The sequence below is a fragment of the Klebsiella sp. JB_Kp004 genome, assembly GCF_040065795.1.
In the GTDB taxonomy this organism is placed as follows: domain Bacteria; phylum Pseudomonadota; class Gammaproteobacteria; order Enterobacterales; family Enterobacteriaceae; genus Klebsiella; species Klebsiella quasipneumoniae.
Genome location: NZ_JBEAKW010000044.1, coordinates 27,581 through 49,238 on the forward strand (window position 1 = coordinate 27,581; position 21,658 = coordinate 49,238).

Genomic DNA, 21,658 nt, shown 5'->3' on the forward strand with positions numbered 1-21,658 from the left:
CGGGAACCGCTTCAGCGGGCGATCCCTCTGCCGTGCATCCCCTGATAGATCTTCGCCACGTCGACAAAATACTCCGTCAGATAATTGATACAGACCTGCACTTTCAGCGGCAGTTTATCCTTTTCGGTGTACAGGGCGTAGACCGGACGCGGATCGGATTGGTAGCTCGGCAGCAGGATCTCAAGCTCACCGCGATTGATCTCTTCGATCGCCCACATCAACGGCACATAGGCGATACCCACCCCGGCGGTCAGCCAGCGCACCAGCGTCATGGGATCATTGGTCACAAAGCGCCCCTGCGGGGTCAGGCGGGTTGAGATCCCTTCCGGCGCGATAATGACAAACTCATTGTCCGGCCGCACGCTATATTCCAGCCAGGCATGCCCGGCAAGATCGGCCGGTTTCTCCGGATTGCCAGCCTGCGCCAGATAGCTTTTCGCGGCGCATAACACCATCGGCATTGAGCCCAGACGGCGGGAAAAAAGACTGGAATCCTGCAGGGCGCCCACGCGGATCACCACGTCAAGACCGTCGGCGATCAGGTCCGGCGCAGGTATGCCGGTGACCAGATTGACGGAGAGCCCGGGGTATTCTTTCAGCATTTTCGCCGTTATGCGCGCCAGAACATTCTGTGCCATAGTTGAAGAGCAGCCGATACGCAGCGTTCCGATGGGGGTGTTGTTAAATGCGTATAATTGCTCATGGACATCCTGTGCTTCAAACAGCATCCTACGGCAGCCCTGATAGTAAATTTTACCCGCTTCCGTTAAGCCAAGGCTGCGGGTGCTGCGGTTGAGCAGCTTCACCTGCAGTTCATCTTCCAGTTTGGCGACGGTCTGACTGATCGAGGAAACGCTCATCTGAAGCTGGCGGGCCGCTGCGGTGAAGGAACCTAATTCGACCACTTTGGCGAAAACGGACATGCGCTTTAATCGTTCCATTATTCACTCTGGCTTAAAAGTGATTTAGATCACACATTGTAGATAATGCGGCAATCGTTACGTTAATATATTGTTAGCTACATAATAAACGCATCTGCTCACTACCTGTACGCTTCTTATTCAAGGTCATCATGAGTCTGTTTCCTGTCATCGTGATTTTCGGCTTATCGTTTCCGCCGATCTTCTTCGAGTTGCTTTTGTCGCTGGCCATCTTCTGGCTGGTGCACCGATTGCTGGTTCCGACCGGCATTTACGATTTTGTCTGGCACCCTGCACTGTTTAATACGGCGCTATATTGCTGCCTTTTTTATTTGATATCGCGCTTGTTCGTTTGAGGTTGATGTGAAAACACTAACAAGAAATATCCTCCGTACCGCTATTACCGTGATACTGGTCATTTTGGCCTTCGTGGCGATTTTCCGCGCCTGGGTTTACTACACCGCCTCGCCGTGGACGCGGGATGCGCGCTTTAGCGCCGACATTGTGGCCATTGCCCCCGACGTCTCCGGGCTAATTTCCCAGGTAAACGTCAAGGATAACCAACTGGTTAAGAAAGACCAGGTATTGTTCGTTATTGACCAACCTCGTTACCAAAAAGCGCTGGCGCAGGCGGAAGCCGATGTCGCCTACTACCAGACCTTAGCCCAGGAAAAACGTGTCGAAGCCGGTCGGCGTAATAAGCTTGGCGTCCAGGCGATGTCGCGGGAAGAGATTGACCAGGCGAACAACGTGCTGCAGACCGTTGAGCATCAGCTGGCGAAAGCGGTGGCCAGCCGCGACCTGGCCAGACTGGACCTGCAGCGCACAGAGATTCGCGCCCCCGCTGATGGCTGGGTGACCAACCTTAACGTCTATACCGGGGAATTTATCACCCGCGGCTCCACGGCGGTGGCGCTGGTGAAAGAGAATACATTTTACGTCATGGCCTATCTGGAAGAGACTAAACTGGAAGGCGTCCGCCCTGGATACCGGGCGGAAATTACCCCGCTTGGCAGCAGCAAAACCATTAAAGGCACGGTGGACAGTATCGCTGCGGGGGTAACCAACGCCAGCAGCAGCAGCGACTCGAAAGGGATGGCTTCGGTGGATTCCAACCTTGAATGGGTGCGTCTGGCGCAGCGTGTGCCGGTTCGTATTCGCCTTGACCACCAGCAGGGGAATCTGTGGCCATCGGGCACGACGGCGACGGTGGTGATCACCGGTAAAGAAGACCGTGATACCAGCCAGGCCAACTTCTTCCAGAAACTGGCTATGCGCCTGCGCGAATTCGGTTAATCGCTATGGGGACATATACTATTGCTCCCCAGCATCTCCGCTTTGCTATTAAGCTTGCATGCGCGGTGGTGTTGGCGCTGTTCGTCGGCTTCCATTTTCAGCTCGAAACGCCGCGCTGGGCGGTGCTGACCGCGGCGATTGTCGCCGCTGGCCCGGCCTTTGCCGCCGGGGGAGAGCCGTACTCCGGCGCGATCCGCTATCGCGGCATGTTGCGTATTGCCGGGACCTTTATTGGCTGTATTGCGGCGCTGGTCATCATCATCCTGATGATCCGCGCCCCTCTGCTGATGATGCTGGTCTGCTGCCTGTGGGCCGGGTTTTGTACCTGGGTTTCGTCGCTGGTCAAGGTCGAAAACTCCTATGCCTGGGGGCTGGCCGGATACACCGCGCTGATTATCATTATTACCATCCACACCGATCCGATGCTGGCGCCGCAGTTTGCCGTTGAGCGCTGCAGCGAAATCGTCATCGGGATTGTCAGCGCCATCGTCGCCGATCTGCTGTTCTCCCCGCGTTCGATTAAAAAAGAGATCGACCTTGAGCTGGATAACTTGCTGATTGCACAGTATAAGCTGATGCAGTTATGCGTTGCGCACGGAGAAAAAGATGAAGTGGATCAGGCCTGGGGAGCGCTGGTGCGTCGCACCACGGCGCTGGAAGGAATGCGCAGTAACCTGATTATGGAATCCTCTCGCTGGGCTAAGGCGAATCAACGCCTGAAGGCGATCAATACCCTCTCGCTAACGCTTATCACCCAGGCTTGCGAAACCTACCTGATTCAGAACTCGCGCCCGGAAATGGTGACGGACGACTACCGCGAGCTGTTCGCTGAGCCGGTTGAGACGGTGCAGGATGTTCACCAGCAGCTGAAGCGTATGCGTCGCTTCCTGACCTGGAAAGGCGAGCATAATACGCCGGTCACCATCTACAGCTGGGTAGGCGCAGCCACCCGTTACCTGCTGCTTAAGCGTGGCGTGGTGGGCAACACCAAAATCAGCCGTATCGAAGACGGTGTATTGCGCGGCGAAACGGTGGTTAAAGTGGAGTCCGCCGAGCGTCACCACGCGATGGTGAACTTCTGGCGTACCTCCGTCTCCTGTATCCTTGGGACGCTGTTCTGGCTGTGGACGGGCTGGACCTCAGGTAGCGGCGCGATGGTGATGATTGCCGTGGTTACCGCGCTGGCGATGCGCTTGCCTAACCCGCGAATGGTGGCGATAGACTTCCTCTACGGTACTCTGGCGGCGTTACCGCTGGGTACCCTGTACTTTCTGGTGATCATGCCGGCGACGCAGCAGAGTATGCTGTTGCTTTGTATCAGCCTGGCGGCGATGGCGTTTTTTATCGGTATCGAAGTGCAGAAAAGGCGCCTCGGATCGCTGGGGGCGCTGGCGAGCACCATCAACATTCTGGTGCTGGATAACCCGATGCAGTTCCAGTTCAGTCAGTTCCTCGATAGCGCGCTGGGGCAGATCGTCGGTTGTTTCCTCGCCCTGATGGTTATTCTCATTGTCAGGGATAACTCCCGGGCAAGAACCGGTCGGGTGCTGCTGAACCAGTTTGTCTCCGCGGCGGTCTCTTCGCTGACCACCAACTCGGCGCGTCGCAAAGAGAATCATCTGCCCGCGCTCTATCAGCAGCTGTTTTTATTGCTCAACAAATTCCCTGGCGATGTCGCCCGTTTCCGTCTGGCGTTGACGTTAATCATTGCCCACCAGCGCCTGCGCGATGCGCCCGTGCCGGTGAATGAGGATCTGTCGGCGTTCCATCGCCAGCTGCGACGTACCGCGGATCATGTGATCTCCGCCGGGAGCGATGATAAGCGTCGGCGCTACTTTACCCGGCTGCTGGCGGAGCTTGATGTTTATCAGGAGAAGCTGCGGGTCTGGGAGGCTTCGCCGCAGGTGACCGAGCCGGTACGGCGACTGGTTGAGATGTTGCACAAGTACCAGCATGTGCTGACCAGCAGTTAACCCATAAACCGACGCCCAGGCGTCGGTTTTTTTATCGCTATACTTAACGGCGACAGGAAGAGAAGCGGGAGGGGCTGCCATGACCACCTATACGTTTGATTTTGACGAAATCGCCGAGCAACAGGATTTCTACCGGGAGTTTTCCCGTACCTTTGAGCTGGCACAGGATAAGGTCAACAACCTTGATTCGCTATGGGACGCGGTGACCGGTGGGCTGCTGCCGCTGCCGCTGGACATTGAGTTCATCCATTTAAATGACAAGCAGCGTCGGCGCTTTGGGGCGTTAATTTTATTATTTGATGAAGCAGAGGAAGAGCTGGAGGGGGAGTTACGTTTTAACGCCCGGCAGGCATAAAAAAGCCCCCGGCAGGCGGGGGCAAGTCGTCGAAATAAGACGACGAGGGTTTATTTGTACAGCTCAGCGGTGGCGTGCCAGCTATCGCCGGTACGTGCTTCAATAATACGGTAGCTGCTGGCGCCTTCTTTCTCGGCTTTAGCGGCCAGTTCCTGACGCATGTCCATTGGCGCACTACCTACCTGGGAAACCGAGATGGTGCCCATGGACTGCAGGTTCTGGGCTTGCTCAGCGTTCACTTGCTGAACGGCCGCGCTAGCGCCGAAAGAGAGAAGGGAAGCCAGGCCAAGGGATGCGATGATCATTGCGCGTTTCATAATCTTTACTCCAGTCTTTGTTTTTCCGCGGCGGGGCGATGAATGAAGCCGGGCCGCGGTAGAGAATTTTTGTCGGGTTAATCGTTGACGATCTAAAACTTATTTATACAGCTCAGCAGTGGCATGCCAGTGGTCGCCAGTGCGGGCTTCGATAATGCGGTAAGAAGAAGCCCCTTCTTCCTGCGCTTTTTTGTTCAGCATTTCATGCATATCCATCGGGGAAGAGGCTACCGCGCCGACGGAAACTGTACCGATGGCCTCGCGGCCCTGGGCTTGCTCGCTGTTGATAACATCAGCGGCGAAAGCGCCAAACGACATGACGGACAGGATGCTGAGAGCTGCTACAGTGGTTTTGATTTTCATGATGTTCACCTCGTCGAATCTTTTTGTTGAGGGTCTTTGTTTCGTGACCCTCATCACAAAAACAAGTATACACTAATCACCAAAAATATTAATACCATGCTAATTGTTTTGTGCGTTAATAGTTACAATGAATTGCGCTTTTTATAACCGATAAGAATTAAAAATGACGAGTCACAGACGGAGATAAGTTTTATTTCTAATAAAATCATAAAGGTATACGATTTTGATCTTTCGTGCGTTTTAGGCGTTTCCCTTACGTAAAAGAACGTATAGACAGGCTAAATCACACGAAATGTTAAATTTTTGTTGAGTTAAAAGGGGGGAGAGGGAGAGAAGAGGGGGAATCACCCTCTGACGGTTGCCAGAGGGGAATGCTCAGAGTTCCTGTTCGAACAGCACCAGGATAGCGTCGTGCAGATCTTTCACTGTGAAACCGCGCGCTGGCGTGGTGAAGATGGTGTCATCCCCGGCGATGCTGCCAAGAATACCTTCCGCCTTGCCCAGCGAGTCGAGAAGACGGGCGATCAGCTGCGCTGCCCCGGGGCTGGTGTGAATCACCACGACGGCATCGTTATAATCGATATCCAGCACCAGATTTTTCAGCGGGCTGGAGGTGGTCGGCACGCCAAGCTCGGCAGGCAGGCAATAGACCATTTCCATTTTGGCGTTACGGGTACGAACCGCGCCAAATTTGGTGAGCATGCGGGAAACCTTCGATTGGTTGATATTCTCGAAGCCTTCTTCCTGCAGCGCCTGGACGATCTCTCCCTGCGAGCTGAATTTCTCTTCTTTAAGCAGCGCTTTAAACGCTTTAACCAGTTCTTCTTGTTTTGCCGAACTTCGCATAAGTCACCCAGATTATGGTGGTAAAATCAACATCATTATGCATAACCGTGAATTTTTATGCAAATAATCCGCGAGGGGATAGGTCAATAATGTTATGAAGGGGGCATATTTTAGCAAAAAAACCGTATAAGGAACATGTTCTCATCACAACGCTTAAAGGCATGTAAAAGTAAATGAAATGTTATTGAGTTGGTGTTGTTTTGCGCAACTGGCTGGGTGTATTGTAACCAATAGTCGATCCGGTACTTCGCTTTGCTGGATGGTCAGTCAGGAAGCATAAAGTGCGCCGCTGTTCTATTGCTACGCACAATAATGCATTCTTCAGCCATAATCATTGTAATTGTTCATCTTGTGAATTAAGGTCCAGGCGACGGAATAACGAAAGACTAAATTAACCATAATAAGGAGTTTAGGATGAAAGTTGCAGTCCTTGGCGCTGCCGGTGGTATCGGCCAGGCGCTTGCCCTACTACTTAAGACCCAACTGCCTTCAGGTTCAGAGCTCTCGTTGTACGACATCGCTCCGGTTACGCCGGGCGTGGCGGTAGATCTAAGTCATATCCCCACAGATGTAAAAATTAAAGGATTTTCCGGTGAAGATGCTACCCCGGCGCTGGAAGGCGCTGATGTGGTGCTGATCTCCGCGGGCGTAGCGCGTAAGCCCGGCATGGATCGTTCCGACCTGTTTAATGTGAATGCGGGTATCGTTAAGAACCTCGTGCAGCAGATTGCCAAAACCTGCCCGCAGGCCTGCATCGGCATTATTACCAACCCGGTGAACACCACCGTGGCCATCGCCGCCGAAGTGCTGAAAAAAGCCGGCGTGTACGATAAAAACAAACTGTTCGGCGTGACTACGCTGGACATCATCCGCTCCAATACCTTTGTGGCGGAGCTGAAAGGTCAATCGGCAACCGAGGTGGAAGTCCCGGTTATTGGCGGTCACTCCGGGGTCACCATTCTGCCTTTACTGTCGCAGATCCCGGGCGTCAGCTTTAGCGATCAGGAAGTGGCCGATCTGACTAAACGCATTCAAAACGCCGGTACCGAGGTCGTGGAAGCGAAAGCGGGCGGCGGGTCGGCGACCTTGTCGATGGGTCAGGCGGCTGCGCGCTTTGGCCTTTCTCTGGTTCGCGCCATGCAGGGAGAAAAAGGCGTAGTGGAGTGCGCCTACGTGGAAGGCGACGGCCAGTATGCGCGTTTCTTCTCTCAGCCGCTGCTGCTGGGGAAGAATGGCGTAGAAGAGCGTCAGTCTATCGGCAAACTCAGCGCCTTTGAGCAGCAGGCGCTGGAAGGCATGCTGGACACCCTGAAGAAAGATATCGCGCTCGGCGAAGACTTCGTCAACAAGTAACCTCGCACGCTCAAAAAAGCCGGAACCGTTGTTCCGGCTTTTTATTGTCTTGCATTCATGATGACCGGGTTTCTGGTCAGATTCCCGGCCGGTCCGGTATTTAGCGATTAACGTGGCTCCCCAAACGGGGAGCCGCTTAGTTGGTGGCCGGGTATTCCTGGACGGCGATATGGAGCGTGATTTTCTTATCATCACGCATGATGACCACCGGAATTTCCGAACCCGGGCGGATCTCGGCCACCTGATCCATCGTCTCAAGCGCGGAGACCGCGGGTTTGTCATTCACGGAGATGATCACGTCGTTGGCGCGGATCCCCGCCTGCGCGGCCGGTCCGTCCGGCGCGACATCGTTAACGACGATCCCCTGGATCTGATCGATCCCGCCGCCCTGCGCGTGCAGCGGGGCGATCTCCCGGCCGCTAATGCCGATATAGCCGCGGATCACACGGCCATCCCGGATCAGCTTGTCCATAATTTTGGTCGCTAACTGGAACGGGATCGCAAAGCCAATGCCTTCAGGCGTTTCGCCGTCGTTGCTCTTGTCAAAGGAGAGGGTGTTAATCCCCATCAGCTCGCCGAGGGAGTTCACCAGCGCCCCGCCGGAGTTACCGTGGTTGATCGAGGCGTCAGTCTGCAGGAAATTCTGGCGGCCGGTGGGGTTGAGGCCAATGCGCCCTGTGGCGCTGATGATCCCCTGGGTGATGGTCTGTCCCAGGTTATAGGGGTTGCCAATCGCCAGCACCACATCGCCGATGTGCGGCGTGCGTTTCGGGTTGATCGGGATCACCGGCAGCCCGCCGGTAGCGTTGATCTTCAGCACCGCGAGGTCGGTCAGGGAATCGGAGCCTACCAGCAGCGCTTCGAAGACCCGGCCGTCCTGCAGAGCGACGATAATCTGGTCGGCATCGTTAATCACATGCTTGTTGGTCAGGATATAGCCGCGCTGGTCCATGATCACCCCGGAGCCAAGCGTCAGCTGATTATGGCTGGTGCTGTTCAGGGCGCGGTTATAGACGTTCACTACGGCGGGCGCGGCGCGGCGTACGGCGGCGTTATAGCTCGCCGGGGAGTCGTCTGCCGTATCATTCTGGGTGGTCGGCGCTAGCTGCCACTGGCGCAGCGAGGGCATCAGGGCCAACAGCAGGCCCCCGACAAGCAAACCGATGAGTACTGAACGTAATAACTTTCCAGGCATGATGCAGATATCGTTAATGAATGGTCAGGCGCAGCATAGCATGAGTTGCCCGGACATCGCACATGGCGGCGATGTCCGGGGAGACAATCAGCGCAGCAGCAGATAGATGCTTTCGTTGCCGCGGATCACGTTCAGGGCGATGACCGGCGGTTTGCCTTCGAGCACTTTGCGTAATTCGGCAATCGAATGAATACGCTCGCGGTTAAGGCCAATGATAATGTCATCCTTATGCAGGCCGACCTGGGCGGCGGCGCTGCCTTTATCGACATTATCGATCACCACCCCTTTGGTGCCATCTTTCATCTGACCGTCGCTGAACGAGGCACCCTGCAGAGCCGGGATAATCAGCTCAGCGCTGGCGGTGGAGGAGGTGCTCTTATCCAGCGTCACTTCGACATCGACCGGTTTTCCATCGCGCAGCAGGCCCAGTTTGACTTTGGTCCCCGGCTCGGTGGTGGCGATCCGCGAGCGCAGTTCGGCAAAACTATTCAGCGGTTTGCCGTTCAGGCTAACAATGACGTCGCCGGATTTGATCCCCGCTTTGGCGGACCCGGAGTTTGGCAGCACTTCACTGACGAAGGCGCCGCGTTGAACGTTGAGGTTCATCGCCTTGGCGATATCGGCGCTCATTTCCATGCCTTTAATGCCCAGCAGGCCGCGCTTGATTTCGCCAAACTGAATGAGCTGGTCGGCGAGGGTTTTCGCCATGTTGCTCGGGATGGCGAAGCCGATGCCGATGCTGCCGCCGCCCGGCGCCAGGATCGCGGTGTTGATCCCGATAAGCTCGCCGTTGAGGTTCAACAGCGCGCCGCCGGAGTTGCCGCGGTTGATGGAGGCATCGGTCTGGATGAAATTCTCCAGCCCTTCAAGGTTCAGGCCGCTGCGGCCAAGGGCAGAGATAATGCCGGAGGTGGCGGTCTGACCAAGGCCGAACGGGTTGCCGACGGCGACGGCGAAGTCGCCGACGCGGAGTTTATCGGAGTCAGCAATGGCGATTTGCGTCAGGTTTGACGGCTTAATCAGCTGCAGCAGAGCAATGTCGCTCTGTTCATCGCTACCGACCAGTTTGGCATCAAATTCACGACCATCGTTCAGCTGGACGCTGATCTTCTGCGCCTGATTGATGACGTGGTTATTGGTCAGCACGTAGCCTTTCGCTGCGTCGATAATGACGCCGGAGCCAAGCCCTTCGAACGGCTGCGCCTGTTCTTGCGGGGCGTTATCGCCAAAATATTTCTTCAGCTCTTCCGGCATATTGAGCGTCGGCGAGGCAGTGCCTTCCACCTGGACGCTGACTACCGCCGGCAGGACCTTTTCCAGCATCGGCGCCAGGCTTGGTAACGCGCCCTGGCCGGGCACCTGAGTCGGTAAGGATGCTGCTGCCGGAGGCAGAACCGACAACGATAACCCAATGCTTAACGCTAACGCACTCAACAGCAAAGTCTGTTTCTTCATTAGATGCTGGCTCTCGTAACCTGAGGTGTATGGAAAAATGTCCTGAATAACCTGATGTTATTGAATTTTTGCGCAGGTAACAATGTGGGGACTGGTTTAAATTGTAGCCGGGAAGTGGGGGAAGGAGCGGGCGCGATGGGCGCGCCCGGAGAATATTTTATCAGAGGCGATTGTTTAATCGCGTTTTGCGCCACCGCGCAGTAAACCGGATGCGCCTTCGGAGTAGTCGCGCGGCATCTGGACCGGCGCCTGATCGTTGCTGGCTTCAGACTCTTCCAGGCGGTTGCGGAACGGGTTGGCGTCTGCCATGGAATCCGGCAGCAGGTTGTTAGAGCTTTTCGCCATATGCTGATACAGCTGACGGTAGTCGTGCGCCATGTTATCCAGCAGCTCGGCGCTACGCGCAAAATGGCTGACCAGCTCTTCACGGTACTCTTCAAGCTCGGCTTTATTCTTTTCCAGTTCGAACTGCAGCGCCTGCTGCTGGCGCAGTTTGCGGTTGCCGAAACGCATGGCGACGGCACCAATGATGATACCGACGACTAACCCAATTAGCGCGTATTCCCAGGTCATGAACATCTCCCGTTGTATTGTGGTTCCGTAGGGTGGCTCTTAGGCTCTCCGCCTGCGCCCGATAGTGCCACTATAACCGCTAATTCCACAGAAGTGGAATCCTGGCGTATCATCGCGTAGTGTAGAACGGCCTTTTTTTCGTCAATCGTGAGCTTCGACATCACGGTTTTCAAGGAATAACAATTAGATCATGCAAAGCCTGTCTCCAACATCGCGTTACCTTTCAGCCCTGAAAGAGGGCAGCCATCAACCCGACGACGTCCAGCAAGAAGCGGTGAGCCGCCTCGATACCATTTACCAGGAACTGCAGACTCAGCCCGCGCCCGTCGCGTCAGGCGGCGGTTTGCGCGCGAAATTCGGCAAACTGCTGGGTAAGCGCGAACCAGCAGCCGAGGCGGCGCCCGTCCGCGGCCTGTATATGTGGGGCGGCGTGGGGCGGGGGAAAACCTGGCTGATGGACCTGTTTTACCAGAGCTTGCCGGGCGAGCGTAAGCAGCGCCTGCATTTCCATCGCTTTATGCTGCGGGTGCACGAAGAGCTGACCACCCTGCAGGGCCATAGCGACCCGCTGGACATTGTCGCCGACCGCTTTAAAGCGGAAACCGACGTGCTCTGTTTCGACGAGTTTTTTGTCTCCGATATTACCGACGCCATGCTGTTGGGCGGGCTAATGAAGGCCCTGTTCGCCCGCGGCATCACGCTGGTGGCGACCTCCAATATTCCGCCGGATGAGCTCTATCGCAATGGCCTGCAGCGCGCCCGTTTTCTGCCCGCTATCGACGCCATCAAGCAGCATTGCGATATTATGAACGTCGATGCCGGCATCGATTATCGCTTGCGTACCCTGACCCAGGCGCACCTGTGGCTGTCGCCGCTGAATAACGACACCCGCGAACAGATGGATAAACTGTGGCTGGCGCTGGCCGGCGCGCCGCGCGCTGCCGGGCCGACGCTGGAGATCAACCATCGCGAGCTGCCGACCCTCGGCGTGGAAAACCAGACGCTGGCGGCGTCGTTCGCCACGCTGTGCGTGGATGCCCGTAGCCAGCATGACTATATCGCGCTCTCCCGCCTGTTCCACACCGTGATGCTGTTCGACGTGCCGGTGATGACCGCGCAGCTGGAGAGCGAAGCCCGGCGCTTTATCGCCCTGGTGGATGAGTTCTATGAGCGCCACGTGAAGCTGGTGGTCAGCGCGGCGGTGCCGCTGTACGACATTTATCAGGGAGAGCGGCTGAAGTTTGAGTTTCAGCGCTGTCTGTCGCGTCTGCAGGAGATGCAGAGCGAAGAGTACCTCAAGCGCCCGCATATGCCCTGACAGGATACTTTTTCCCGGCGAATTCAGGGCCGCAGGGCCGCCCCGGGAGCTGCCTGAAAAATCTCATAAAGGGGTCGATCTTTGACCCCGACTTCTCTATAATCTTGCGACCCCACGTTACGAGAAGGTTTTTTTCCCGAAACTTTCTATGTGCCGGCATAGGCTATTCGAAGGGGTAGGTTTGCTGGACAATGTCGTGTGAACCTCAACTGACTAAACGTTTGGGTGTTCACCAACGTGTAACTTATTATTTGGGTAAGCTTTTAATGAAAACTTTTACAGCTAAACCAGAAACCGTAAAACGCGACTGGTATGTTGTTGACGCGACCGGTAAAACTCTGGGCCGTCTGGCTACTGAACTGGCTCGTCGCCTGCGCGGTAAGCACAAAGCGGAATACACTCCGCACGTTGATACCGGTGATTACATCATCGTTCTGAACGCAGAAAAAGTTGCTGTTACCGGCAACAAGCGCGAAGACAAAATGTACTACCACCACACCGGCCACATCGGTGGTATCAAAGAAGCGACCTTTGAAGAGATGATTGCCCGCCGTCCTGAGCGTGTGATTGAAATCGCGGTTAAAGGCATGCTGCCAAAAGGCCCGCTGGGTCGTGCTATGTACCGTAAACTGAAAGTTTACGCGGGTAACGAGCACAACCACGCGGCACAGCAACCGCAAGTTCTTGACATCTAATCGGGATTATAGGCAATGGCTGAAAATCAATACTACGGCACTGGTCGCCGCAAAAGTTCCGCAGCTCGCGTTTTCATCAAACCGGGCAACGGCAAAATCGTTATCAACCAGCGTTCTCTGGAACAGTACTTCGGTCGTGAAACTGCCCGCATGGTAGTTCGTCAGCCGCTGGAACTGGTCGACATGGTTGAGAAACTGGATCTGTACATCACTGTTAAAGGTGGTGGTATCTCTGGTCAGGCTGGTGCGATCCGTCACGGTATCACCCGCGCTCTGATGGAGTACGACGAGTCCCTGCGTTCTGAACTGCGTAAAGCTGGCTTCGTCACTCGTGACGCTCGTCAGGTTGAACGTAAGAAAGTCGGTCTGCGTAAAGCACGTCGTCGTCCGCAGTTCTCCAAACGTTAATTGTTTTCTGCTCACGCAGAACAATTTGCGAAAAAACCCGCTCCGGCGGGTTTTTTTATGGATAAAACGGCTGTTATCCACAAGCTTACCGCCGGTTCTTGCCACTTTTTCAGCATTTCCAGAATCCCCTCACCACAACGTCTTCAAAATCTGGTAAACTATCATCCAATTTTCTGCCCAAATGCTGGTGATTGTTCATTTTTTGTTTTATTCGTGAACGAAGGTGACATCGCGCTACTGGGGTTTTTACATCTGGCCGGCCATGAGTGGCTGGCAGCAGTACAAAATTCTGAATATACCTGGAGGTTTTCATGGCTGTCGCTGCCAACAAACGTTCGGTAATGACGCTGTTTTCTGGTCCTACTGACATCTATAGCCATCAGGTCCGCATTGTGCTGGCCGAGAAGGGTGTCAGTTTTGAGATAGAGCACGTGGAGAAGGACAACCCGCCTCAGGATCTGATTGACCTCAACCCGAATCAAAGCGTACCGACGCTGGTGGATCGTGAGCTCACTCTGTGGGAATCCCGCATCATTATGGAATACCTGGATGAGCGTTTCCCGCACCCGCCGTTAATGCCGGTTTATCCGGTGGCGCGTGGCGAAAGCCGTCTGTATATGCAACGTATCGAGAAGGACTGGTATTCGCTGATGAACACCATCCAGAGCGGTACCGCAGCGCAAGCTGATGCTGCGCGTAAGCAACTGCGTGAAGAACTGCTGGCCATCGCGCCGGTGTTCACCCAGAAACCTTACTTCCTGAGCGATGAGTTCAGCCTGGTGGATTGCTACCTGGCGCCGCTGCTGTGGCGTCTGCCGGTTCTCGGTGTGGAGCTGGTTGGCGCAGGCGCGAAAGAGCTCAAAGGCTATATGACTCGCGTATTTGAGCGTGATTCCTTCCTCGCCTCTTTAACTGAAGCCGAGCGTGAAATGCGCCTCGGTCGGGGCTAAATAATGGATGTATCACAGCTGACGCCGCGTCGCCCGTATCTGCTGCGGGCGTTTTATGACTGGCTGCTGGATAACCAGCTGACGCCGCATCTGGTGGTGGATGTCACGCTGCCGGGCGTGCTCGTGCCGATGGAGTATGCGCGCGACGGGCAAATCGTTCTCAATATTGCCCCGCGTGCGGTAGGTAATCTTGAGCTGGCGAACGACGAAGTGCGCTTCAACGCGCGCTTTGGCGGCGTGCCGCGCAACGTATCTGTCCCGCTGGCTGCGGTACTCGCCATCTATGCCCGTGAGAACGGCGCCGGCACGATGTTTGAACCGGAAGCGGCCTATGACGAAGACGTCAGCAGCCTCAACGATGATGACGTCGCGCCTGAGAGTGAAAGCGAAACGGTGATGTCGGTGATTGATGGCGATAAGCCCGATAATCACGACGACGATCCTGACGACACGCCGCCGCCGCGCGGCGGTCGCCCGGCGCTGCGCGTGGTGAAGTAAATCCCTTCTCTGACAGGCCCTGCGGGGCCTGTTTTTTTGTCTGTCCGCTTTGTTAACTCTGCCACAAACGAGGCGCCCCATGGCTGGTACTGTCATCGCCACAGGTAGCTTTCAGGGAGCCGACATGTCTTTACTCGCACAACTGGACCAGCATATCCGTCATCATGGCGGATTAATTGTCTCCTGCCAGCCGGTGCCGGGCAGCCCGCTGGATAACCCCGCCATCGTCGCGGCGATGGGGCTGGCGGCGGAGCAGGCGGGGGCGGTGGCGCTGCGCATCGAAGGTCTGGCCAACCTGCAGGCCGTTCGTCCGTTAGTGACGGTGCCTGTTATCGCGCTGATTAAGCGCGATCTGCATGATAGCCCGGTGCGTATTACGCCGTGGCTTGAGGATGTGAATGCCCTGGCGCAGGCAGGGGCCGATATCATTGCGGTTGACGGCACGCGGCGTCAGCGTCCGGCCTCTGTCGCATCGTTGTTGGCGGCAATTCACCGCCAGGGGAAAAATGCGATGGCAGATTGTTCCTCTCTCGACGACGCCCTTGAATGCTGGCAATTGGGCTTCGATATGGTTGGCACCACCCTCTCGGGCTATACCGCAGAGGAGACACCGGTCGAGCCGGATCTGGCGCTGGTGAAAAGCCTGAGCGCCGCGGGCTGCAGAGTGGTCGCTGAGGGACGCTACAATACGCCTGCGCAGGCGGCTGAGGCAATGCGCTGCGGCGCGTGGGCGGTGACCGTCGGCTCGGCGATCACCCGCTTGGAACATATCTGCGGCTGGTATAATACGGCGCTGAAAGCGGCGGTCTGCCCGGCGAATGGGCAATAAAAAAGCCCGATGGCGTTAACCATCGGGCTTTTATGCGCTGAGACTCCGGGCCTAATCAGACTTCAAGGTAGTTGAGGATCCCGTCAGCCGCTTTACGTCCTTCCGCAATCGCGGTGACCACCAGGTCGGAACCGCGAACGATATCACCGCCGGCGAAGATTTTCGGGTTGCTGGTCTGGAAGGCGTTCTCGCTGCCTTCCGGCGCAATGATGCGGCCCTGGGAGTCCAGCTCGACGCTGTGCTTCGCCAGCCACTCCATGCTGTGGGGACGGAAGCCAAACGCCATGACGACGGCGTCTGCCGGCACCACGTGCTCAGAGCCGGCGACGATCTCCGCGCGACGGCGGCCTTTCGCATCCGGCTGGCCCATCTCGGTGCGCGCCATCTTCACGCCGCACACTTTGCCGTTGGCATTCACTTCCACGCCCAGCGGCTGGACGTTGAACTGGAACTCAACGCCTTCCTCACGCGCGTTTTTCACTTCGCGTTTTGAACCCGGCATGTTCTCTTCGTCACGACGATAGGCGCAGATCACGTGCGCCGCATTCTGGCGGACGGAGGTACGTACGCAGTCCATCGCGGTATCGCCACCGCCGAGCACGACCACGCGTTTGCCTTCCATGCTGACGTAGGGCTCATCGGCGGTTTCGCCAAAGCCCATGATCTGCTTGGTGTTGGCGATCAGGAACGGCAGCGCGTCGTAGACGCCCGGGGCGTCTTCATTGTCCAGCCCACCGCGCATCGACTGATAGGTGCCGACGCCGAGGAACACGGCATCGTACTCTTTCAGCAGGTCGTCGAGCTGTACGTCGCGGCCCACTTCGGTATTGAGTTTGAACTCAATGCCCATGCCGGTGAAGATCTCCCGGCGGCGGGTCATCACCTCTTTTTCCAGCTTGAACGCCGGGATACCGAAGGTCAGCAGGCCGCCGATTTCCGGATGGCGGTCAAACACCACCGCCTTGACGCCGTTGCGGGTCAACACGTCGGCACAGGCGAGGCCCGCCGGGCCAGCGCCGATGATCGCGACGGTTTTACCGGTCGGTTTCACACCGGAGAGATCCGGACGCCAGCCCATCTCGAATGCCTTATCATTGATATAGCGTTCGATGTTGCCGATGGTCACCGCGCCGAACTCATCGTTCAGCGTACAGGAGCCTTCACACAGGCGGTCCTGCGGGCAGACGCGCCCGCAGACTTCCGGCAGGGTGTTGGTCTGGTGCGACAGCTCAGCCGCCTCAAAAATACGCCCCTCGTTGGCCAGCTTCAGCCAGTTCGGGATGTAGTTATGCACCGGGCACTTCCACTCGCAGTACGGGTTGCCGCAGGAGAGGCAGCGATCCGCCTGCGCCTTGGCCTGGCCTTCTGAAAACGGCTCGTAAATTTCCACAAATTCAATTTTACGGATCTTCAGCGGTTTCTTAGGCGGATCAACGCGCTGCAGGTCGATAAATTGATAAACGTTCTGACTCATCTTAACCCCTTACTGCGCCTGCACCCGCAGCTCAGCTGCGGAACGACTACGGTGACCCAACAGTGCTTTAACATCGCTGGACTTCGGTTTAACCAGCGCAAACTTCGCGGAGAAGGCCGGCCAGTTGGCGAGGATCTCTTCGCCGCGTTGCGAACCGGTAAGCTGCACGTGCTCGGTGATTAAACCGCGCAGGTGCTCTTCATGGATGGCCAGAGAGTCAACGTCCAGCACTTCCACCAGCTCCGGGTTCACGCGTTTACGGAAGTCGCCATCTTCATCCAGGACATAGGCAAAGCCGCCGGTCATCCCTGCGCCAAAGTTGACGCCGGTTTTACCGAGCACGCAGACGATACCGCCGGTCATGTATTCACAGCCGTTGTCGCCGATGCCTTCAACCACGGTGATGGCGCCGGAGTTACGCACCGCGAAACGCTCACCTGCGCGGCCTGCGGCGTACAGACGACCACCGGTCGCGCCGTACAGGCAGGTGTTGCCGATAATGCTGGCTTCGTGGCTGCGGAAAGCGGAGCCCACCGGCGGACGAATGGCCAGCAGACCGCCCGCCATGCCTTTGCCGACATAGTCGTTGGCGTCGCCCGTCAGATGCAGTTCCACGCCGCCGGCGTTCCACACGCCGAAGCTCTGGCCCGCGGTGCCGCTAAAGTGAGCGACGATCGGGTCGCCCGCCAGTCCCTGGTCGCCATGGGTCTGGGCGATATACCCGGACAGCGAGGCTCCCACGGAGCGGTCGGTATTGCGGATATCGAACCAGAACGTTTTGCTCTGCTTTTCATCCACGTACGGTTTCGCCTGCTGCAGCAGCTGGGCGTTGAGCACGCCGTTATCGAACGGCGGGTTATTTTCGGTGCAGTACAGCGCTTTGCCAGGATGAGGCTCTGCGGTCTCCAGCAGTTTACCCAGATCCAGTTTCTGCTGCTTGGCGGTGAACCCATCCAGCTCTTTGAGCAGATCGGTGCGGCCAATCAGATCCACCAGGCGCTTGACGCCCAGCTGGGCCATCAGCTCGCGGGTTTCACGGGCGATAAATTCAAAGTAGTTGGTCACTTTGAACGGCAGACCGTGATAGTGGTTCTTGCGCAGTTTGTCATCCTGGGTCGCCACGCCGGTCGCGCAGTTGTTCAGGTGGCAAATACGCAGGTATTTACAGCCCAGCGCCACCATCGGGCCGGTACCGAAACCGAAGCTTTCCGCACCGAGGATCGCCGCTTTGATGATATCGAGGCCGGTTTTCAGGCCGCCATCCACCTGCAGACGGATCTTATGACGCAGGCCGTTAGCGACCAGCGCCTGCTGGGTTTCCACCAGACCAAGCTCCCACGGACAGCCGGCATATTTCACGGAAGAGAGCGGGCTCGCCCCGGTGCCGCCGTCGTAGCCGGCGATGGTGATCAGGTCGGCATAAGCTTTGGCTACGCCGGTGGCGATGGTGCCCACGCCCGGTTCAGAAACCAGTTTGACCGAAATCATCGCTTTCGGGTTGACCTGCTTGAGGTCGAAAATCAGCTGCGCCAAATCCTCGATAGAGTAGATATCGTGGTGCGGCGGCGGGGAGATCAGCGTCACGCCCGGTACCGAATAGCGCAGTTTGGCGATGTACGGAGTGACTTTATCACCCGGCAGCTGGCCGCCTTCACCCGGCTTCGCGCCCTGGGCGACTTTGATCTGGATAACGTCGGCATTGACCAGATAGGCTGGGGTGACGCCGAAGCGGCCGGACGCCACCTGCTTGATGCGCGACACTTTATTGGTGCCGTATCGCGCCGGGTCTTCACCGCCTTCACCGGAGTTAGAGAAGCCGCCGATGCTGTTCATCGCTTCCGCCAGCGATTCGTGCGCTTCCGGACTCAGGGCGCCGATCGACATCGCTGCGGTATCGAAGCGTTTGAACAGCTCCTTCGCCGGCTCCACGTCGTCGATGCTGATGGCGTCTTCGCCCGGATTGAGCGCCAGCAGATCGCGCAGCGTGGCCGCCGGACGTTCGTTAACCAGCTTCGCGTATTGTTGATAATCGCTGTACTCGCCGCTCTGCACAGCCTGCTGCAGGGTACGCACCACGTCCGGGTTGTAGGCGTGATATTCGCCGCCGTGAACGTACTTCAGCAGACCGCCCTGAGCCAGCGGCTTGCGCGCCAGCCAGGCGCGTTTCGACAGATTCAGCAGGTCCTGCTGGAAATCGTCGAAGCCGGCGCCGCCGATGCGACTGACCACGCCCTGGAAGCAGAGATCGGAGACATCGCGATGCAGACCGACCGCTTCGAACAGCTTCGAGCAGCGGTAGGAGGCGATGGTCGAGATCCCCATCTTGGACATGATCTTATACAGACCTTTATTGATACCGTTGCGATAGTTCAGCATCACCGCACGGTACGGTTTATCGATAGCTTTGCTGTCGACCAGCTTCGCCAGCGTTTCATAGGCGAGGTACGGATAGATAGCTGTCGCGCCGAAGCCCAGCAGTACGGCGAAGTGATGCGGATCGCGGGCGCTGGCGGTTTCAACGATGATGTTGGCATCGCAGCGCAGACTTTTATCGACCAGACGGGTCTGGATCGCGCCAACGGCCATCGGCGCCGGCACCGGCAGGCGGTCTTTGGCGATGTTGCGGTCAGAAAGAACCAGCAGCACGGTACCATCGCGTACCATTTGCTCCGCTTTGTCGCACAGTGCCTTCACCGTCTCGCTGAGGGAAGCCTCTGCCGGGTTGAAGGTGATGTCGAGGACGTCGGCACGATAGTGCTCTTCTTCCATCGTCGTCAGCTGTTTGAAATCGGAGTACAGCAGGATCGGCGATTTGAAGCTCAGACGATGCGCCTGGCCTTCCGCTTCGCAGAAGACGTTCATTTCGCGCCCGATGCTGGTGGCCAGCGACATGACGTGCGCTTCACGCAGCGGATCGATAGGCGGGTTCGTCACCTGGGCGAACTGCTGACGGAAATAATCGTAGATAATGCGCGGCTGGCTGGAAAGGACGGCGAAAGGCGTGTCATCGCCCATTGAGCCGACCGCTTCCTGGCCATTTTCGCCGAGCACGCGCAGCACCGAGTCCAGCTCTTCCGCGCTGTAGTTAAACTGTTTCTGGTAGCTGGCCAGCAGATCGTCGTCCAGCTGGCGGCTGCCAACCTCTTCGTCCGGCAGATCTTCAAATGGCACCAGGCGACGAACGTTTTTCTCCATCCACTCTTTATACGGATGGCGGCTCTTCAGATCGTCATCGGTTTCCGCTGAGTGCAGAATGCGTCCGGCACGGGTATCGATAACCATCAGCTCGCCCGGACCCACGCGGCCTTTCTCAACCACTTCGTCCGGCTGGTAGTCCCAGATGCCGACTTCAGAGGCGCAGGTGATGAGCTTATCTTTGGTAATGACGTAGCGCGCCGGGCGCAGGCCATTACGGTCGAGGTTACAGGCCGCGTAGCGACCATCGGACATGACGATACCCGCCGGGCCGTCCCATGGCTCCATATGCATGGAGTTAAAGTCGAAGAACGAACGCAGCTCCGGATCCATATCCGGGTTGTTCTGCCAGGCTGGCGGCACCAGCAGACGCATGGCGCGCACGATGTCCATCCCGCCGGCCAGCAGCAGCTCCAGCATGTTGTCCATTGAACTGGAGTCGGAGCCGGTTTCGTTAACGAACGGCGCGGCGTCGTGCAGGTCCGGGATCAGCGGGGTCTGGAATTTATAGGTACGGGCGCGAGCCCACTGGCGGTTGCCGGTGATGGTGTTGATTTCACCGTTGTGCGCCAGGTAGCGGAACGGCTGCGCCAGCGGCCAGCGTGGTACGGTGTTGGTGGAGAAGCGCTGGTGGAACAGGCAGATAGCCGACTCCAGGCGCAGGTCCGCGAGGTCCAGGTAGAAGCGCGGCAAATCCGCCGGCATACACAGACCTTTATAGATGTTGACCAGGTTGGACAAGCTACAAACGTAGAAATCTTTGTCTTCCTGCAGGCGTTTTTCAATGCGACGACGCGCAATAAACAGACGACGCTCCATATCGCGCGGGCGCCAGCCAGCCGGGGCGTTAACAAAGATTTGCTCAATACGGGGCAGCGAGGAGAGGGCGATTTCACCGAGCACGCCTTCGTTGGTCGGCACATCGCGCCAGCCAACAATCGACAGGGTCTCAAGCTGAAGTTCTTCTTCAACGATGCGGCGTGCCGCTTTCGCCAGTTCAGGATCTTTATTCAGGAACAGCATCCCAACGGCGTAGTTTTTGGCTAAACGCCAGCCGCGCTCTTCGGCAACGATGCGGAAGAAACGATCGGGTTTTTGCAGCAGCAGACCGCAACCGTCGCCGGTTTTACCATCGGCAAGGATTGCGCCACGGTGCTGCATGCGGGCCAGTGCGTGTATCGCGGTTCGCACTACCTTGTGGCTAGGTTCGCCTTCTATGTGGGCGATCAGGCCGAAACCACAGTTATCCCTCTCAAGGGATTTGTCGTACAACATATCAGTGAACCTCCCCAGGCTCTACGGACCCCCTCCGATACCGATTGCGCACAGGCACAGAAAGAGCATGGCGACGGGGTTTGCACCTCGCATTCGCCCTCTTTAAATCCTTTTTGCATCGGTACACAAGTTTGAGGACTTGCTGTTAAGAGGGAATCTCAATTACTGCATAAATATGATGAGCAGAGTGCTCATCCAGAAAGCTTCCAGCGGATTCCCAACTTATCGGGAATCCACACTTACGTCAAATGGCAATCTTATTAATACAAAAATGTGCTATACAGGTGTTAACTTATTGTTTTTAAAATAAATAATGCCTTTTTTTATGCTTTGGATACGTCCGTAGAGGGTAAGACTAGTGTGATCTGTC

The 21,658-nt window shown here is 56.8% G+C and carries 21 protein-coding genes; 12 read left to right on the forward strand and 9 right to left on the reverse strand.

Going from position 1 to position 21,658, the window contains the following annotated elements; genetic code table 11:
* Positions 1-11 precede the first annotated feature (11 nt).
* A complete protein-coding gene (gene aaeR, locus ABLX76_RS19205) occupies positions 12-941 on the reverse strand; it encodes an HTH-type transcriptional activator AaeR (RefSeq protein WP_002918641.1) in 930 nt (309 codons plus the stop codon).
* A 131-nt stretch (positions 942-1,072) separates the two neighbouring features.
* Here aaeR and aaeX point away from each other — a divergent pair, with 131 nt between their 5' ends.
* From aaeX to ABLX76_RS19225, 4 genes are all read left to right on the forward strand, one after another.
* Positions 1,073-1,276, forward strand: coding sequence for a p-hydroxybenzoic acid efflux pump operon protein AaeX (gene aaeX, locus ABLX76_RS19210; RefSeq protein WP_002918640.1), 204 nt, complete (start codon positions 1,073-1,075; stop codon positions 1,274-1,276).
* Between the two features lie 7 nt (positions 1,277-1,283).
* Positions 1,284-2,216: a p-hydroxybenzoic acid efflux pump subunit AaeA gene (gene aaeA / locus ABLX76_RS19215; protein WP_023291152.1), complete on the forward strand. Its 933-nt coding sequence runs from the start codon at positions 1,284-1,286 to the stop codon at positions 2,214-2,216.
* 5 nt (positions 2,217-2,221) lie between these two features.
* Entirely contained in the window at positions 2,222-4,189 is a 1,968-nt protein-coding gene (aaeB, locus tag ABLX76_RS19220) for a p-hydroxybenzoic acid efflux pump subunit AaeB (protein WP_023291151.1), read from the forward strand.
* A gap of 79 nt (positions 4,190-4,268) precedes the next feature.
* Complete coding sequence (locus ABLX76_RS19225) at positions 4,269-4,544, forward strand: barstar family protein (RefSeq protein ID WP_002918629.1); 276 nt, start codon at positions 4,269-4,271, stop codon at positions 4,542-4,544.
* A 50-nt stretch (positions 4,545-4,594) separates the two neighbouring features.
* On the opposite strand, the gene yhcN-B is transcribed toward ABLX76_RS19225, so the two are convergent.
* The 3 genes from yhcN-B to argR form a co-directional block, all read right to left on the reverse strand.
* Positions 4,595-4,861, reverse strand: coding sequence for a DUF1471 family stress response protein YhcN-B (gene yhcN-B, locus ABLX76_RS19230; protein WP_002918627.1), 267 nt, complete (start codon positions 4,859-4,861; stop codon positions 4,595-4,597).
* A gap of 99 nt (positions 4,862-4,960) precedes the next feature.
* Complete coding sequence (yhcN, locus tag ABLX76_RS19235) at positions 4,961-5,224, reverse strand: peroxide/acid stress response protein YhcN (RefSeq protein ID WP_017899932.1); 264 nt, start codon at positions 5,222-5,224, stop codon at positions 4,961-4,963.
* Positions 5,225-5,599: 375 nt separating this feature from the next.
* Positions 5,600-6,070 carry a transcriptional regulator ArgR gene (gene argR / locus ABLX76_RS19240; protein ID WP_002918625.1) on the reverse strand — a complete coding sequence of 157 codons (471 nt, stop codon included), beginning with the start codon at positions 6,068-6,070 and terminating at the stop codon, positions 5,600-5,602.
* Between the two features lie 414 nt (positions 6,071-6,484).
* Here argR and mdh point away from each other — a divergent pair, with 414 nt between their 5' ends.
* Complete coding sequence (mdh, locus tag ABLX76_RS19245) at positions 6,485-7,423, forward strand: malate dehydrogenase (RefSeq protein WP_023291150.1); 939 nt, start codon at positions 6,485-6,487, stop codon at positions 7,421-7,423.
* Between the two features lie 136 nt (positions 7,424-7,559).
* Here the strand turns inward: mdh and degS are convergent, their stop codons facing one another.
* The 3 genes from degS to zapG all read right to left on the reverse strand — a co-directional run bounded on the left by degS (position 7,560) and on the right by zapG (position 10,646).
* A complete protein-coding gene (gene degS, locus ABLX76_RS19250; RefSeq protein ID WP_002918568.1) occupies positions 7,560-8,618 on the reverse strand; it encodes an outer membrane-stress sensor serine endopeptidase DegS in 1,059 nt (352 codons plus the stop codon).
* Positions 8,619-8,705: 87 nt separating this feature from the next.
* Positions 8,706-10,073 (reverse strand): serine endoprotease DegQ, encoded by a 1,368-nt coding sequence (gene degQ, locus ABLX76_RS19255; RefSeq protein ID WP_017899931.1) that lies wholly within the window; start codon positions 10,071-10,073, stop codon positions 8,706-8,708.
* Positions 10,074-10,247: 174 nt separating this feature from the next.
* Complete coding sequence (gene zapG, locus ABLX76_RS19260) at positions 10,248-10,646, reverse strand: Z-ring associated protein ZapG (protein ID WP_012540461.1); 399 nt, start codon at positions 10,644-10,646, stop codon at positions 10,248-10,250.
* 190 nt (positions 10,647-10,836) lie between these two features.
* Here zapG and zapE point away from each other — a divergent pair, with 190 nt between their 5' ends.
* The 7 genes from zapE (at position 10,837) to ABLX76_RS19295 (ending at position 15,344) form a co-directional block, all read left to right on the forward strand.
* The gene (zapE, locus tag ABLX76_RS19265; protein ID WP_023291141.1) at positions 10,837-11,964 is read left to right on the forward strand and encodes a cell division protein ZapE; all 1,128 of its coding nucleotides are present in this window, start codon (positions 10,837-10,839) and stop codon (positions 11,962-11,964) included.
* Positions 11,965-12,230: 266 nt separating this feature from the next.
* Positions 12,231-12,659, forward strand: coding sequence for a 50S ribosomal protein L13 (gene rplM / locus ABLX76_RS19270; protein ID WP_002918559.1), 429 nt, complete (start codon positions 12,231-12,233; stop codon positions 12,657-12,659).
* Positions 12,660-12,674: 15 nt separating this feature from the next.
* A complete protein-coding gene (gene rpsI / locus ABLX76_RS19275) occupies positions 12,675-13,067 on the forward strand; it encodes a 30S ribosomal protein S9 (protein WP_000829818.1) in 393 nt (130 codons plus the stop codon).
* Positions 13,068-13,124: 57 nt separating this feature from the next.
* Positions 13,125-13,409 carry a hypothetical protein gene (locus ABLX76_RS19280; protein ID WP_136070768.1) on the forward strand — a complete coding sequence of 95 codons (285 nt, stop codon included), beginning with the start codon at positions 13,125-13,127 and terminating at the stop codon, positions 13,407-13,409.
* A complete protein-coding gene (gene sspA, locus ABLX76_RS19285) occupies positions 13,379-14,017 on the forward strand; it encodes a stringent starvation protein SspA (protein ID WP_002918467.1) in 639 nt (212 codons plus the stop codon). Before ABLX76_RS19280 ends, sspA begins: the two co-directional genes overlap by 31 nt.
* 3 nt (positions 14,018-14,020) lie before the next feature.
* Positions 14,021-14,515 (forward strand): ClpXP protease specificity-enhancing factor, encoded by a 495-nt coding sequence (gene sspB / locus ABLX76_RS19290; RefSeq protein WP_002918465.1) that lies wholly within the window; start codon positions 14,021-14,023, stop codon positions 14,513-14,515.
* 124 nt (positions 14,516-14,639) lie between these two features.
* A complete protein-coding gene (locus ABLX76_RS19295) occupies positions 14,640-15,344 on the forward strand; it encodes an N-acetylmannosamine-6-phosphate 2-epimerase (RefSeq protein WP_050534396.1) in 705 nt (234 codons plus the stop codon).
* A gap of 55 nt (positions 15,345-15,399) precedes the next feature.
* Here the strand turns inward: ABLX76_RS19295 and gltD are convergent, their stop codons facing one another.
* Positions 15,400-16,818 (reverse strand): glutamate synthase subunit GltD, encoded by a 1,419-nt coding sequence (gene gltD / locus ABLX76_RS19300; RefSeq protein ID WP_032454181.1) that lies wholly within the window; start codon positions 16,816-16,818, stop codon positions 15,400-15,402.
* A 9-nt stretch (positions 16,819-16,827) separates the two neighbouring features.
* The gene (gene gltB, locus ABLX76_RS19305) at positions 16,828-21,288 is read right to left on the reverse strand and encodes a glutamate synthase large subunit (RefSeq protein WP_044524842.1); all 4,461 of its coding nucleotides are present in this window, start codon (positions 21,286-21,288) and stop codon (positions 16,828-16,830) included.
* Positions 21,289-21,658: the final 370 nt, after the last annotated feature.

Coding starts and splice junctions, on each gene's coding strand:
- aaeR (WP_002918641.1), bottom strand. CDS start 941: ATGGAACGATTAAAGCGCATGTCCGTTTTCGCCAAAGTGGTCGAATTA.
- aaeX (WP_002918640.1), top strand. CDS start 1,073: ATGAGTCTGTTTCCTGTCATCGTGATTTTCGGCTTATCGTTTCCGCCG.
- aaeB (WP_023291151.1), top strand. CDS start 2,222: ATGGGGACATATACTATTGCTCCCCAGCATCTCCGCTTTGCTATTAAG.
- ABLX76_RS19225 (WP_002918629.1), top strand. CDS start 4,269: ATGACCACCTATACGTTTGATTTTGACGAAATCGCCGAGCAACAGGAT.
- yhcN-B (WP_002918627.1), bottom strand. CDS start 4,861: ATGAAACGCGCAATGATCATCGCATCCCTTGGCCTGGCTTCCCTTCTC.
- yhcN (WP_017899932.1), bottom strand. CDS start 5,224: ATGAAAATCAAAACCACTGTAGCAGCTCTCAGCATCCTGTCCGTCATG.
- argR (WP_002918625.1), bottom strand. CDS start 6,070: ATGCGAAGTTCGGCAAAACAAGAAGAACTGGTTAAAGCGTTTAAAGCG.
- mdh (WP_023291150.1), top strand. CDS start 6,485: ATGAAAGTTGCAGTCCTTGGCGCTGCCGGTGGTATCGGCCAGGCGCTT.
- degS (WP_002918568.1), bottom strand. CDS start 8,618: ATGCCTGGAAAGTTATTACGTTCAGTACTCATCGGTTTGCTTGTCGGG.
- degQ (WP_017899931.1), bottom strand. CDS start 10,073: ATGAAGAAACAGACTTTGCTGTTGAGTGCGTTAGCGTTAAGCATTGGG.
- zapG (WP_012540461.1), bottom strand. CDS start 10,646: ATGACCTGGGAATACGCGCTAATTGGGTTAGTCGTCGGTATCATCATT.
- zapE (WP_023291141.1), top strand. CDS start 10,837: ATGCAAAGCCTGTCTCCAACATCGCGTTACCTTTCAGCCCTGAAAGAG.
- rplM (WP_002918559.1), top strand. CDS start 12,231: ATGAAAACTTTTACAGCTAAACCAGAAACCGTAAAACGCGACTGGTAT.
- rpsI (WP_000829818.1), top strand. CDS start 12,675: ATGGCTGAAAATCAATACTACGGCACTGGTCGCCGCAAAAGTTCCGCA.
- ABLX76_RS19280 (WP_136070768.1), top strand. CDS start 13,125: ATGGATAAAACGGCTGTTATCCACAAGCTTACCGCCGGTTCTTGCCAC.
- sspA (WP_002918467.1), top strand. CDS start 13,379: ATGGCTGTCGCTGCCAACAAACGTTCGGTAATGACGCTGTTTTCTGGT.
- sspB (WP_002918465.1), top strand. CDS start 14,021: ATGGATGTATCACAGCTGACGCCGCGTCGCCCGTATCTGCTGCGGGCG.
- ABLX76_RS19295 (WP_050534396.1), top strand. CDS start 14,640: ATGTCTTTACTCGCACAACTGGACCAGCATATCCGTCATCATGGCGGA.
- gltD (WP_032454181.1), bottom strand. CDS start 16,818: ATGAGTCAGAACGTTTATCAATTTATCGACCTGCAGCGCGTTGATCCG.
- gltB (WP_044524842.1), bottom strand. CDS start 21,288: ATGTTGTACGACAAATCCCTTGAGAGGGATAACTGTGGTTTCGGCCTG.